The 13479-nt window shown below is 60.1% G+C and carries 11 protein-coding genes and 1 pseudogene; 3 read left to right on the top strand and 9 right to left on the bottom strand.

Translation table 11 applies throughout. The annotated features are described in order from the left end of the window. The 4 genes and pseudogenes from E5720_RS16760 to E5720_RS16745 form a co-directional block, all read right to left on the bottom strand. Positions 1-912: an ABC transporter permease gene (locus E5720_RS16760; protein WP_136171581.1), complete on the bottom strand. Its 912-nt coding sequence runs from the start codon at positions 910-912 to the stop codon at positions 1-3. Continuing rightward, positions 909-1967 (bottom strand): ABC transporter substrate-binding protein, encoded by a 1059-nt coding sequence (locus E5720_RS16755; RefSeq protein ID WP_210729889.1) that lies wholly within the window; start codon positions 1965-1967, stop codon positions 909-911. The genes E5720_RS16760 and E5720_RS16755 overlap by 4 nt, the downstream gene beginning before the upstream one ends. A 413-nt stretch (positions 1968-2380) precedes the next feature. Continuing rightward, positions 2381-3688, bottom strand: coding sequence for a plasmid pRiA4b ORF-3 family protein (locus E5720_RS16750; protein ID WP_168708370.1), 1308 nt, complete (start codon positions 3686-3688; stop codon positions 2381-2383). A gap of 86 nt (positions 3689-3774) precedes the next feature. Next, a pseudogene (locus E5720_RS16745) lies at positions 3775-3906 on the bottom strand (TerD family protein); the annotation flags it as partial. A 190-nt stretch (positions 3907-4096) separates the two neighbouring features. On the opposite strand from E5720_RS16745, the gene E5720_RS21835 reads away from it, so the two are divergent. Both E5720_RS21835 and E5720_RS16735 read left to right on the top strand, forming a co-directional pair. After that, the gene (locus E5720_RS21835; RefSeq protein WP_210729888.1) at positions 4097-4702 is read left to right on the top strand and encodes a hypothetical protein; all 606 of its coding nucleotides are present in this window, start codon (positions 4097-4099) and stop codon (positions 4700-4702) included. Next, positions 4699-5274 carry an AAA family ATPase gene (locus tag E5720_RS16735; protein ID WP_136171579.1) on the top strand — a complete coding sequence of 192 codons (576 nt, stop codon included), beginning with the start codon at positions 4699-4701 and terminating at the stop codon, positions 5272-5274. The genes E5720_RS21835 and E5720_RS16735 overlap by 4 nt, the downstream gene beginning before the upstream one ends. A 28-nt stretch (positions 5275-5302) precedes the next feature. Here the strand turns inward: E5720_RS16735 and E5720_RS16730 are convergent, their stop codons facing one another. The 4 genes from E5720_RS16730 to E5720_RS16710 all read right to left on the bottom strand — a co-directional run bounded on the left by E5720_RS16730 (position 5303) and on the right by E5720_RS16710 (position 7761). Then, entirely contained in the window at positions 5303-5962 is a 660-nt protein-coding gene (locus E5720_RS16730; protein ID WP_136171578.1) for a hypothetical protein, read from the bottom strand. 360 nt (positions 5963-6322) lie between these two features. Then, the gene (locus E5720_RS16720) at positions 6323-6697 is read right to left on the bottom strand and encodes a hypothetical protein (RefSeq protein WP_136171577.1); all 375 of its coding nucleotides are present in this window, start codon (positions 6695-6697) and stop codon (positions 6323-6325) included. Between the two features lie 27 nt (positions 6698-6724). Further along, positions 6725-7456, bottom strand: a complete 732-nt coding sequence (locus E5720_RS16715; protein ID WP_136171576.1) for a hypothetical protein — start codon at positions 7454-7456, stop codon at positions 6725-6727. Next, the gene (locus tag E5720_RS16710) at positions 7453-7761 is read right to left on the bottom strand and encodes a type VII secretion target (RefSeq protein ID WP_168708369.1); all 309 of its coding nucleotides are present in this window, start codon (positions 7759-7761) and stop codon (positions 7453-7455) included. Before E5720_RS16710 ends, E5720_RS16715 begins: the two co-directional genes overlap by 4 nt. Before the next feature lie 111 nt (positions 7762-7872). On the opposite strand from E5720_RS16710, the gene E5720_RS16705 reads away from it, so the two are divergent. Continuing rightward, on the top strand, positions 7873-8496 hold the full coding sequence (locus E5720_RS16705; RefSeq protein WP_136171574.1) for a hypothetical protein: 624 nt from the start codon (positions 7873-7875) through the stop codon (positions 8494-8496). 56 nt (positions 8497-8552) lie between these two features. Here E5720_RS16705 and E5720_RS16700 read toward each other — a convergent pair whose 3' ends face one another. Further along, on the bottom strand, positions 8553-13400 hold the full coding sequence (locus tag E5720_RS16700; protein ID WP_136171573.1) for an AAA domain-containing protein: 4848 nt from the start codon (positions 13398-13400) through the stop codon (positions 8553-8555). Positions 13401-13479: the final 79 nt, after the last annotated feature.

Genomic DNA, 13479 nt, shown 5'->3' with positions numbered 1-13479 from the left:
TCATGATTGCCCCATCAAATATTTCTTCATGTCCACGAATCGGCTGGCGATGGCGAGGAGCACGAGGGTGCTCACGAGCAGTAGGACACCGAGCGCTGCCGCGAAGCCGAACCGCAGCACTGTGCTGACCTGTTGGACGATGAGCTCGCCGATCATCGTGTTCTGCGGACCGCCCAGCAGGGCGGGCGTGATGTAGTAGCCGAGTGCCTGGATGAAGACGAGGATCACGCCGGCGAACATGCCGGGCATCGTCAGCGGCACGTAGACCTTGGCGAATGCCAGCGAGGGCCTGGCCCCGAGACTCTCTGCCGCTTGGAGCAGCCGACGGTCGATCCCGCGCATCGTGGCGTATAGCGGCAGCACGGCGAACGGCAGCGTGATCTGAACCATGCCGAACAGCACCCCCGACATGTGACGTAGCAGCGGCAGCGGTTCGTCGATGACGCCCATCGAGTCGAGGGCGGTGTTCAGAGCGCCGGTGTCCCGCAGCACGAGCACCAGCGCGAAGCTGCGTACCAGCAGGCTGGTCCAGAACGGTACGAGGACCGCGATGATCATCACGGCTCGCCAGAACGGGGTCGCCAGAGTCATCAAATACGCATAGGGGAACGCGATGAGCAGTGTCAGCACCGTGGTGCCGATTGCGACGACGAAGGTGTTCTTCAGGACCTTCAGGTAGAGGGAGTTTTCCCAGATCGCCCGGTAATTATCCAGTCCGACAGTGGGATCGGTGAAACTCTTGGAAAACATCATGATAAGTGGCGCGATGAAGACCACGAGTAGGAACACCACGACCGGCAACAGCAGCAGCGACCACCCGTTGGTCTCGAAGCGTGACCGCCACGGCGGCTTTGCACTCTTCGGCAATTTGGGAGCCGTCACTTCGACCGGGGCTTCGAGAACATGACTCATGAGATGGCCCACGCATTCAGTCGCTCGGTGACTTCGTTGTAGTGCTCGGCCCAATAGCGGTAGTCGATCGCGCCGGCCGATTCTTCGATGTTGGCCGGGTAGGTCGAGAGTTCCTTGGCAATATCGGAGGGGACCTCGTCGAGCGCCGCGGGATTGACGGGTGCGAACAGACTGCCTTCGGCATCACGGGCCTGGCCCTCGACGTCGCCGAGGAAGTGGACCATCCAGTCCATCGCCAGTTCTGTGTTCGGGTAGCCCTTGGGAATGACCACCTGGTCATGCGAGATCAGGTTCTCTCCCCACTCGTTTGCGATGGGTTGATCTTCAGCCGCAGCTTGGCCGACTCGACCGTTCCAGGCTTGGACCAGGGGCGCTTCGCCACTGGCGACCAGTTGAGCTTGCTCGTCTCCAGTGTCGTAGAAGACGATGTCATCCTTGATCGTGTCCAGCTTGCGGAATGCGCGATCCAGATCGAGAGGATAGAGATTCTCCGGCTCTACCCCGTCTGCCAGCAGTGCGGCCTCGAACATGCCGCCGGTGGCGTAATTCCAGAAACCGCGTTTGCCAGGAAATGTATCGGTGTCGAAGAACTGAGCCCACGTGGTGGGGTGAGCGTCGGGGAAGGTGTCCGTGTTGTAGGCGATAGTGAACGCGTACAACAAGACTGGGATACCGCAGTCGCTCATGAACTTCGGATCGATGTTCGCGGCGACGGCCGCGGCCTTCACCTCCTCGGACAACGGGGTGAGGGTGCCGTTCGCGCAAGCAGTCTCTGCGTAGTTCGGCTCTACCTCGACCACGCCCCACTTGACGTTGCCATTGTCGACCTGGGCGGCGATCTTCGCGTAGTCCGAGGGCGAGTCTTGGCGGACCTTGAGACCGTTCGCCTTCGCCCACGGAGTCACGTAGCTCTCGATGTGGGTCTGCTGACCTGCCCCTCCCCACATGGTGACGGTGAGGGTTTTCGACGGATCACCGCCTACCCCGCACGCAGACAGAGCTAGCAGTGCGGCCAGCCCGACTGCGACTCGGGATCCAATTTTCGCTGATCTCACGCTCGACTCCTTAGTTGACTGACGCGCCAGTTAGTTATGAAGTGTGGCGTGCGTCATGATGAAAGTCAAGATGTGATGCCCGTCTAGTTTCAAGCTCGCCGACAATCGGGTGGGCTACGTGAATCCGCTCCAATAGGCCGGGCCTCGAACGTGAGTGACCGTGACGCAGTACTCCATCTTCTCGCGTGACCGAACAGTGCTGGAAAAAGAACGTTCGACGCGAATGTGCCGGCACCGGTGATTCACCTACAGTTCGTGGACCAAGTTGTCGCATAACACAACTCGTCCGCGCGCAGACCGTTTCCAACAACGGCATGCTTCGATCGGGACTAGTTGACGGCCGCGCCGATCGGCCCGAAAGGATCCCGAATTCCGTGCAATCCTAGGTCACGATATGCGTGTCGACGGCGCAACTACCCGAGGCACTGTCGTGCGAACGACCGACCCCAGTCAGGTCCGGCATCTCGTCGTCCGAGACCCGATCCAACAGCTCCTACGAGGGTGAGAAGGTCGAGTGTCGGCCGTGCGAGGTATTGCGTGTACGGACGCGCCGAGTCCGGCACCCTCCACCCGATGGCGGACAGCGAATCGAAAATCGCCGCGTTACGTTCGGTCCCATCGCATCCTGCTGCCACAGTCACCAGAAGCAGAATCCCGGCGTCAACTTCCAGGTCGGACTTACCCAGTGGGGATCTCGAGACTGCCCGGCGCCACAAACCTACGGGATCGTTGGCGAGTTTTCGACCATCCTGTGTCAGGATCAGTCGCCCCTTGAGCACTCGGGCGAGGCCGAGGTCTTTCAGTGCGGTACGCATCCAATGAACCTGATGATTGTCGATTTCACGCGAGGAGTTGCCGATCCAGTCCCGCCCCCAGTCCAACTCGTCCCGCATTGCCGCGACGTCAACGGGTCGTAAGTAGTTGGCAGCAGTCAATTGAAGCCCTTCCGGGCCGATGCGAGCAAGCATCCAGGACAGCTTCTCCATGGCGACGCCGGAGATGACTGGGTCCACGTCGACGTCGTCGAAATCGATGAGTCGAAGCATAGGCGTGAGAAGTCGGTGGTAGTCGAGCGGCGCGCGGTCGAGGATCGTTCCCAACAACGGCGTCGCACGGGTGACCAGTCGACTCAGGTCACTGAGATCGCGCCTGGACACAATCCGCGCGTTGGCCTCGTCCACCTCGAATCGACCTGCCTCGAACATTCCCGCCCACTGGCGATAGTGCTCGTGCTCCTCACGCCCCGGGTCGGCGAGGGCCTCCAGGAAGTCCTTGTATCCGTACGGTCCCCCGCAGTCCTCGGGAGGGCACGCGCGCTCACCGCCGAGGCAGCGGACGCCGTCGTCACCCAGCCCGCCGATTGCCTCCACGACGAGCCGGTGCTCCCAGTTGTCGCCGAAATCGTATTGATATCCGAGGCTGTCACCCACCCGGGACAGCAACCGACCTATCGGGATGTCGTCCTCGGCAATCCCGGTACCGTCGTCGCCTTCGTCGAGCGAGAACTGCATCTCGAACCGTTGACCATCACCGGCACCGCCTTCCCCTGAAGAGAATGCGTGTAAATGTCGGCCCTCCCAGCCCATCGCATCCTGAATCACGTTGTGCAACTCGGGAAGAAGCAGGTTCGAGGGCAGAGCAACACGCCGCCACACCGGTGGCTCCACTTCATCCAGTGTCACCTTGATTGTCAACAACACAGGCCGGTCAGTCTCCGTCACCCGCACGACATTAGCTCAACCGCAACCGCCGGCCTTTGAAGGCCAGATCAGCGAACTTGCAACCAATCCCTCCCGAAAATCGATGGCTAGTCGTCCACCTCGACGCCGTATCGCACGGCAAGTTCCGCCAGACCGTCGTCGTACCCTTGACCGATTGCGCGGAACCGCCAGCTCGCTCCTCGACGGTAGATCTCGGCAAGGAGCAATGACTGTTCTGTCTTGTTCGTCGCCAAACGGTAGGTGGGTAGTTGACCCTAGGCTTGCTGCAGCACGCTTTATGAACCCTCTGAAGGGGGTCGGCCCTTGGGTATCGGCTTACGCATGGCATTGCAAGCTTAATCGGTCAAAGACGATCGAAATCGGCCCACATTCACATAAAGCGTGGCACGACACGCTTAGGAGGAGCCCATGGTGCAACCGCGCCTGAATATTCATGCACGCCCTCCCCCACTAGCAGAGACAACGGTTCTACAGGTTCAGACGCAGATGATCGCCGTCCTGTTCCACCCGCAGAACGACTTGACGAATATAGCTGAATTCGGTGATGGCCACGAGACCGACCACGTACTACGGAAGCGGTCTGGCAGCATCTGTGGCAGATTGCTACAGTGGAGTTCCACCCGGTATCGATCGGAGATCACCATGGGCACCACCTCGTCCCTACGTATAGACGACGACCTCTACGCCGCCGCCAAAATCGCGGGATCGGCAGCCAGTCGAAGCGCCGCCCAGCAGGTCGCACACTGGGCGCTCGTCGGCCGCGAGATGGAAACTTCACATCATGTGTCCACCCGTGAAATCTCCGCTGTCCTCGCTGGTAGGAGAAGCTACGACACTTTGTCTGCGCGAGAGCAGGCTGTGACCCGAGCAGCGTGGTCCGAGCGAATCGAATCAGTGACGGAGTCGCTCAACTTCGAGGGTGAGTTCAGCGCCGAGGGGCGCCCCTTCGTCGAGGCCGACGAAGATGGAAATGTGCGCGCCGAACAATCGGAGCCGGGTCTACCTCGAGCATGAGCCCGGACCCGGTAGTCCACCTACTCGCCGGCCCTAACGGCGCTGGAAAGAGCACCTTCTATACGCGGGTACTTTTGCCTGCAACCCATCTGCCATTCGTGAACGCCGACGAGATTGCGCACGCACGTTGGCCCGGCGACGAGGCGGCCCATGCCTATGATGCTTCCCGCGCCGCCGCAGCGGAGCGCACACGCCATGTTGCCGATAGAACGTCGTTCGCGACCGAAACCGTATTCTCACACGAGTCCAAGTTGAATTTCGTCGAGTCTGCTGTCGGCGCAGGCTTTCTGGTCACTGTGCACATCGTCGCGATACCAGTCGAACTCGCCGTGGCGCGAGTAGCCAATCGAGTACAACTGGGCGGCCATTCAGTTCCCGAAGTGAAGGTGCGCGAGCGGTACGACCGACTGTGGACGCTCGTTCGCTCCGCAATCGAAGTGGCGGATCACGCACGGGTGTACGACAACTCGACAGCGCGCAACCCTTTTCGCACCATCGCGACATTCGATCGAGGCCGACTGGTCGGGCACGCCGAGTGGCCGAAGTGGCTGCCGGTCGCGCTTCGCGACTAACACTTGGACCACCCGGCCCGAGACGCCGTCAGTTGCCCAGCTGCTCCCTGCACTGGTCCATGGTCGCGCCGGTGTCGAGACAGGCGACCCATCCCCCTTGCACGTCACCTGAGGTCGGCGCCTCGCCACAACCCACACCGCAGCGTTGGTAGCCAGGCACCGTCAACCCGTCAGGGTAGGTGCATCCCGAATCGTCGCACGTGTAGCCGCGACCCGCAGTCGTACCTGGATCCGCAGGCGTTTCCTGCTGTTGCGCCTTCTGCTGTTGGTTGTACGCATTGCAATCGGACGTGTACATCAACGAGCCGTCGGACATGTGGGCAGTCCCGAACTCGTAATGTTCGCTGATATCAGCGCACTCCACAACCGTCGCGCAGATGCTCGTGCCGTTGGACATCGGAGCACCGAACTGGTCCGTCGGAGCCTGCATCGGCTGGCTGCAATCGACAGCATCAGGTTCGCTCAACACGGATTCGGGCAGAGGTTCGGGGGGTGCGACCTCGACAGGCGGCGGAGCCGGAGGCGTAGAGGTCGTAGTAGTCACCTCGATAGTTGTCGAGCTGATTGTCGCAGCCTGAGGGGAATCGGCAGATTCGCTGCCGCATCCCGCCGCGAACATCGCAAGACAGGCTGCGGCGGCAGCCACTAGCGCATGGGTCGTGCTCGGGGACTTCGACAGCTGACGCATGGTTGCCTCCGTTGATCGAGCGTGTCCCCTACCCTCCCCTCGCATCGGCCCGTTCGAGCCGAGTGTTACCCGGTGAATGAACGCACGCAACTGATAATCGTGTCCTACTCGAGCGAGCGATTCGTTCACGCAGGGACGCATCTACAGGGCTCCGCCTTGAATCTCCCGATGCGTCTACCTGATCAACGACTTCCACGTCGCTTCGCTCGCCCGGTAGCCTGCCTCGTAGAGCCACGGCCATTCCGCGAAGTCCTCGGGGTTCACGACGATCGATTCAACCCCGCCATTTCCGCGTCGCTTTGTTTGATTCGCCGGATAAGACGGAAACGCTCTCGTTGGTTGAACGTCAAAAATAGCGGTCTACCAACCCGATTCCATAATCGAGCCGCGGTTCCGAAAATAATCGACACTGTCTTCTGGAACCGATGCTGGACGACCTGACGTCGCTCGAACCTGCGCCTCGTACTCCGCATCGACCTGGAGGCGACCTTGCTTCGCCATCGTTTCCTTCTCGTCGTCCGTCATGTGAGCAGCATCGGTTACCGCTGATTCGGCATAGGGACGAAACATTTCGGAGAAGTCTGTAGCCGCAACGACGTCGCGCAAGCTTTTCTCCCCATCGAGCACCTGCTTTAATATCTCACCCATTGCAGGGTCCGGTGCATTATCGGCCAGAAGTTCGACTGACTTTCTCAGTTGGGCAGCCAGCGATGGATCATCGAGAAAAATATCCAACAGAGGCTCTTTCGGCGGCTCCATGCGTCAGGCTCCTCCGAACTGGTAACCGGAAGTCGGAAGCTGAGGTAACGGCGTGTCTCGAACGGCCGCCACTTCACCCGCAATCAACCCAATTGCGGCCTGAGCGCCCATCCAGGCACGGCCAAGCCACTTCTGAATTTCAGTGACAAAGGTCCATGCAATCTTCGCCGTAAGTAAGGCTGTCGCAAGGAAGCCAGCAGCGGCGGGGGCACCTAGTCCAGTAGCCGCTGCTACAACGGAAGCCGATAGCGAGACGCCAATCATGATCAAGTAGTCCACGAGGCTACTGAGCAAGTCTTTGATCGCTTCTGAAACCTCGTACAATCCGATCGACGTCTGATCAAGCTGATCCGCCATATTCTGGATGGAATGACTCTGACGGGCAATCACATCACCCAACTCCGAAAAGTAATGCTCAGCATGGTCTGCTGCATCACCCTCCCACGACTTCATCACAGCAGATGTGCTCGACGCCAGCTCTTCAGCCATAGCGGCGTTGAACTTCGCCAAGCCTTCCAGCGATTTACCTGCAGTCTGAACAGCCTGCCAATTGCCGGACAGCTTCTCAGTGATGAAGGCCCATGGATCGTTCGAACCAACCATCCCGCAAAAGACCATAGCCTCACCGACGAGGTATGCCGGGCTTGTCAAAGATCCGTCCAACGCGTTCTCGAGGAGATCTGGTACTGGATCGTCCGTAACGGGCGCCACAAGGTGCGAAACAGGTTCGGTCACGGAAACCAGCTCCCCACGCCGTCGAGTTGGCCGGCATTGGTTGCTTCCTGCGCACGGTATTGCTTGGCAGCATCGACAAGGCTCTGCGCCGATGTTTCAGTCAGATGCCGGATCGAATCAATATTGGCCACAATCACATCCCGAATTTCATCAAGCTGCTGTAGCACCGGTAAAAATATGCTACCTACATCGGACACACCAATCGACAAGTACTTCTCCTCGTAGTCCGCGGCTGTAACACACTGACCCGATAAGTCGCTTATTCTATGCCCAAAACGTTGCAGCTCCGCTGGGTCTACATTCATTCCACCCACCCCCGTTCGCAATTCGGGTGAAACTACCATTCCAGCCGCAGAGTTCGACGACCGGCGTCGGCATGATTTGCTCAGTGACGACACATGTCGCACTATCACTACGTGCCCGAGCCATCCATCGCCTTCTCGCTACGTCACCTCCTCGCTACCGAGAGTCCCAAACGAGATCACAAAAACATGCGAAAGCTCGATGCCACGCTGCCGTCGGTCTGCGTTCGGCACGGCAACCTAGGGACTTGGTCGTTCACGGCGTTTGTGCCCTCACGCCCAAGCATCCCCTGGGACGACCTCTCGATACCACGAAAGATCCTCAGTAGCATCGGTCCTTGGGCAGGGCGTGACCGCATCGCGGCGCGAAGGTCACGCACAATACGCGCAGAGACCCACTGGTCAGTCTGCCCAACCTGCCGCTGGTACGTCTTCGGGCGGCGAGTACTGAGTCTTGTACTGGTTGCCCTGACCGCCGTCATCATCACCGGGCCTATCTCCCCCCTGATGGAATGGATCCCCGAAGGCCCCCGCTCCCTGCTGCTCATTGTTGGTATTGCCCTGGCCATCCCAACCATCCGAAGCCTGAGCACTTTTCGAGAGATCACCCGAGCACTCACCTCCGAGGACGGAACCGAACTGGTGGTTCGGAACCCGCATCCTGCATTCGCCCAGGAGGCAATCACGTTGGGGGCGAGGCGATATCAGCCCGAAGTCACTCCGGCCAAATCGCAGTAACCGCTGCGGCCTGCCGAGTCAGCTTTCCAGAGACGGAAGGATTTCGTGTGCGGTCATCATTTCGCCTCTACCTGCTGCACAGTGCGGTACTGCCCGCCGATCTCTTCCAGGGCGCCTTCGACCACCAGTCCCCTACCCACGGCGCGCACGATCGCCTCGTCGACCCCCAGGTCAGTTGCGATCTCATCGGCTGACACTTCCGCTGCAGTACAACGCTGGAGTAAGTACTCGCGGATATCCTTCCGAGATAGGATTCCTCGCTTCGGCTGCGCTGGTACCGCACCGTCGGGATGGCGTGATGATTCGGTTGATTCACTTATTGGAGTTTGTAATTCACGCACAACCTGCGCCGAGGAAACCCCGGAAACCTGAGCAATCGGCGCTGTCCTCCGCGCCCGAGTTGCCGCCACGCCAGACATCACGGGGGCACCAGCAAGGGCCTCCTCTTCTGCAATGTCTTCCACGACCGATTCGTCAGCGGTCAGTGTTATCGGGGCCCACGTCGTCGGCACCTTTTGTCCTGCGGAGGCGTTCACCGAGTACGGGGAGATACCGAGTGTGTCGAGCGTTTCCCATAGAGACGAAAGCGCAGCCTCCTGGTCCAGGTAGTACTCGGATTCGCGTAACCGCCAGAATGTCCAGCCGACGCGTTTGATCTCTTGTTCGCGCTCCAGGTCGGCGTTCCGCTGTTCGGGAGTCGAATGAAACGCGTCGCCGTCGCACTCGACGGCCAGCCTCGACGCGCCGCCGGTGACAACCAGATCGATTCGGCGGCTGTTGACCTCGACCTGGGGGTTGACGTGATAACCGCGAGCGACGATATCGTTGAACACTCGCTGCTCGAAGAGACTGTCGAACGGTGACTGGCGAAGGTCACGACTGACGCTCTCCGGCATGGCTTCTGCCGGAACCGGCGAGGTCGAGCTGATATAGGTCAGCAATGATTTGCGGAGGTCACCTGATTTCAGTCGATCCGCCGTCACAGAGTGGAACAGCCAGAGCTGATCTTGCGCGCGTGAGGCAGCCACGTTGAAGCGGCGTTGGTACTCGCTTTGAGTCAAGGAGATGAACTTCTGCTCTGGGGCGACGACCAGTGACAGCATCACCACATGACGTTCGTCGCCCTGAAAATCGGGTGGTGTACCGACTCTCAGCTTCCGCTCTTCGTACACTTCGGCGGACACCCGGCGCATCAGGAGGTTCTCGATGACGTCGACCTGTGAGCGGCCCTGAAGCACCACGACTCCGAAAGTCTTGCCGTCGTAGGCCGGGTTGCCGAAGCACTCGATCAGCTGGTCGACGATGGCGGCCGCTTCGAGTTCGTTTCTGAGCGTTGCGCCCTTGCCGAGATGAACGGCGCCTTCGACGTACGTGTGGGCCAGCGGTGGGAGCCGGTCTGCACCGAACTGTCGGACCGGGATCAGCGGCGAATCACGGTAGAACTGGTTGCTCGACCAGTTGATAATTTCCGGCATGCACCGGAAGTGCTCACGTAGACGGACCACCTGGCCGAATCGAGTCCGCAGCATCGAGAACAGGCTCGACCGCGGAGTAAGCGTTGTGCGCACATGCTCCGGTAGGTCACCCAGGTAGAGGTCGAGCCGATCGAAAATCGTGTCGAGCGCGCCGCTCGACACTTCGCTCGGTGTGCACTGCTTGTCGTCGCCCACCACGATTACGCGTGGCGCCAACCAGAGTAGGAACAGACTCGTGATGTCTGCTTGGCTGGCCTCATCGACGATGACGACGTCGAACGTATTGGGCTTTGCTGGAATGGACGAGAGAACTTGCTGAAGCGGCATCACCCAGGCCGGGACCGCGCTCTGCGCTTCGAGCATCGCCGAACGAGCTGCGCTGCTGTACTTCTCCGCATACTTGCCAGTGCCCATACCGATGTTGGCGACGTGGTCGCGGTATGTCTGCAGTGCTTGCACTTCTGTCGCGGTCATTCGCTTGAGCGAGTCGCGCCACGCGCTCGCTGCGGCGAGCTGGGATGTCAGTTGCGCAATATCGGCGTCGACGGCGTCAAGTTCCGCATCGAGCTCTTGCTCCCTACCGGTTCGGTGCTGCTCGACAATCCACTCCTGGGCACGGCGCCATGCCCACGCTTTGTCGAGTTCCCAACCGATTCGGTCCCATTCCTCGTTGCCGGCCGTGGTTCGAACGAGCTTCGCAAGGGCGGGCGCTGCTTCAGTTAAACGAGACTCCAATTCGGTCAACCGCAGTTGGTTTATTGTTTCACTGCACGCCGAGACATACTGATCGACAGAGTCTTCCAACGCGCTGAAGTCAGCCGAATCGAGCGTCTGGATCAATGTCTCTCCCTCGGGTGAGGGAGCTTTGTCCACCTCGAGCGACACGGATCGGACCAGCTGATCCAACTCCGCGCGTGCGCTTTCAACATCCGACCTCGTGGCTATAGCACCGGCCGCGCCGGCGATCGATGACGCTTCGGCCAGGGAACGAACTCTCGGGTGCGAATGCGAAATAGACCTGAGCTGAGACACCAGGTGGTCACGAGTTGCCACAACGTTTCGAATAACGTCCAAGGATCGGAACGTTCCTTGCAAGCTGTTGATCTGCAGGCCTCGCGATCCGTCGACGACTACCGAAATGCGCAGGTCGGCGAGGAGCATCCCCGCTGAACGAATAGCGTCCAAAGCCCTCACGTGCTCCGCCACTGCACGGAGTGCACTGGCGTCGGCCGCGGGAGCACCATCCACGGTGGCGACAATGCCTGACTGTTCGTAGGCTCGCTGCTGAACGCTCTTGAAGAATCGACCCGACTTCCATTTGGCACCTGTCTCCAGAGCGACGGCCAACGCGTTGAGGACAGTCAGGCCCTGAGATGTGGTGTCCGAGCTGTAGGCATCTCGCGGGCCCACCGCGGAGTCTGCTCGCACCGCGATATCGAGAATCGCGGGCAGAGAATCAACACGCGCCCAGAGGTAGTCGGCCTCGCCGGACAGGACGCGGTCGGCCAGTTGCTGGAATTGGGGCGAGAGTTGCTGCACGTCGTCGACGAGACCATGCAAGCTCTCGCACAGCGACCGAACCTGTTGCGCAGTAGGCAGGTCGACGCCCCCGAGAATCTCGATGAGCTGCGCGGATTCGGCGGTATCGGTCGAAACCTGAGTGGTAGCTCGGGTGAAAAGCTCCTCCAGTGCCGGCCGATCCGGCAGCAAGAATTCGATAGGAGTAAGTAGTTTGGCCGGCCGAGTACTCTGAGTCGGTGACGCAGTACTGATGAGCTTGCGTAGCTCACCGATCTCTGTGCCGGACAGGGAAGGTTGCTTCGCGTGCAGTGGACCCGGAAGCCACGAATACGCCGCCTCGTTTGCCTTGACCTGCTTGACAATCGACGCTGCGCTACCTTCGTATCCGTCGGAAACAGGAGGATGCTGGTAGGTTTCGGCTTCCCGCAGCGAGCGGATGCGTTCGAGGATGGCTGAGCGATTCTGCCGGGCAGCCTGCCGTCTGGCAGCAAAATCTTTGATTCGTTGATCTTCGAGGCGCTCGTTGAAAGAGGATTTGCGCTCGGCGATCGTCGCGACACTCTTGTTCAGCTCGTGCGAGCCACCGCGTGCAAGATCGGTGATGGAGACACAGAGTTCTTGCATCTCGACCGGCAGCTTGTCCCGCAGTACGCGGAGTGCCTGCGATTTCTCGCTCGTGACGAGGACTCGTTGACCGCGAGCCAACAGCGCCGAGACGAGGTTGGCGATGGTGTGGGTCTTGCCTGTTCCAGGCGGACCCTCGACGACAACACCGCTGTCCTTACCCAACCGTTCCAGGATCTGTGACTGCTCGGCATTGGCAGGGAGCGGGAAAAGTGGATCGTCGGCGAGTGTCGAAGAAGCTGCAGCGCCGACGCTCTGGAGCCAATGGAGACGGTCATCGGGCTCGATCGCTTCCACCAGCTGAGCCAATCCCAAGGGCACAGGTGAATCGTCCGCCTCGACGTCGGCGATCATCTTCTCGTAGTACTCGACCAGTGCAAACGCGCCACGCTTACGAAGCACCAATGCTGGTGACGGCGTTAGCATCTTGTCCGACTTCACAGCGGGTTGTTCCAGTAGTTCGTTGACCTCGATCGTCTGCGTCAGGGCCCGCGGTGCCCAATCTTTGAGGAATAACAGAACGCCATCACTCAGCGGCGATGCGGCCTGCTGTTGTAGCTGCTTCTGCAAACCGAGCGAACCCGAGGAATCGAAATCTGATCTACCCGTGAGGAGCTGGGTGTCCTCGAGTCGCGGCGAGCTCATCGGTGTCAGGCGTACAACGAGATCACCGGTTGCTTCGTCACGATCAACGGACGCGCTCTGAGTGATCAGGTGGGTCTGCACAGCGTCTTCGGTATCGAACGACGCAAGAGAAAGCAGCCCTGATGCCAGAACCAGTTCGACGGATTCCGGACGGGCAGACAGCTCCTGCATCATGCGCTGCAGCGACTGATAGAACTCTGCCTGCGGTCGCCTGATGCGATCGGATGCAGCCCAGGTCTGCCACGTCGGCAACCACTCAGCGAAGGCGCTGCGCACTGTCTCCGCTTCTGGTGAGTCGCGCTGGATGGCGCCGAGACCCGTCAACGAGCAGGTTTCCGACAACTGCGGAGACTTCGATCGACTATCGGTAACCAGCTTCGCGTCAAGCCATCCCGTGAGAACCTTCGGGACCGGCGGCGGATCTTCGATGCTGACTCTTGGGGCACGGACAGCGATGCCGCCTTGCACGACCGACGGGTCGACCTGGGTGACCCTGTCATCACGGAACAGCCATTCGACCTGCGCGTGCTGCTGAACCTGCAACACCGGACTGGTGCGAGACTTTACGATCTCGCGGAGGAACTGCATAAGGCGCTTTACCCGCCCCTTGAGTTCTGCGTCGTGTTCCCGACTAGCCACTGCCAACTCCAAATTCGCCCCCGGATGCGACGTCTTCGCTCCCGCGGACAATCTATCGGTTGCCTCCGACACGTAATCC

The organism is Rhodococcus sp. PAMC28707 (genome assembly GCF_004795915.1).
GTDB lineage: Bacteria > Actinomycetota > Actinomycetes > Mycobacteriales > Mycobacteriaceae > Rhodococcoides.
Note: the sequence above shows the minus strand (reverse complement) of the source record. Positions and strands in the feature narration are given on the sequence as shown.

Bases quoted from the DNA above. Each gene is read 5' to 3' on its own strand.
- E5720_RS16760 (WP_136171581.1), bottom strand. From the start codon at position 912: ATGAGTCATGTTCTCGAAGCCCCGGTCGAAGTGACGGCTCCCAAATTG.
- E5720_RS16730 (WP_136171578.1), bottom strand. From the start codon at position 5,962: ATGCGTCAGCTGTCGAAGTCCCCGAGCACGACCCATGCGCTAGTGGCT.
- E5720_RS21835 (WP_210729888.1), top strand. From the start codon at position 4,097: ATGGTGCAACCGCGCCTGAATATTCATGCACGCCCTCCCCCACTAGCA.
- E5720_RS16710 (WP_168708369.1), bottom strand. From the start codon at position 7,761: ATGAATGTAGACCCAGCGGAGCTGCAACGTTTTGGGCATAGAATAAGC.
- E5720_RS16735 (WP_136171579.1), top strand. From the start codon at position 4,699: ATGAGCCCGGACCCGGTAGTCCACCTACTCGCCGGCCCTAACGGCGCT.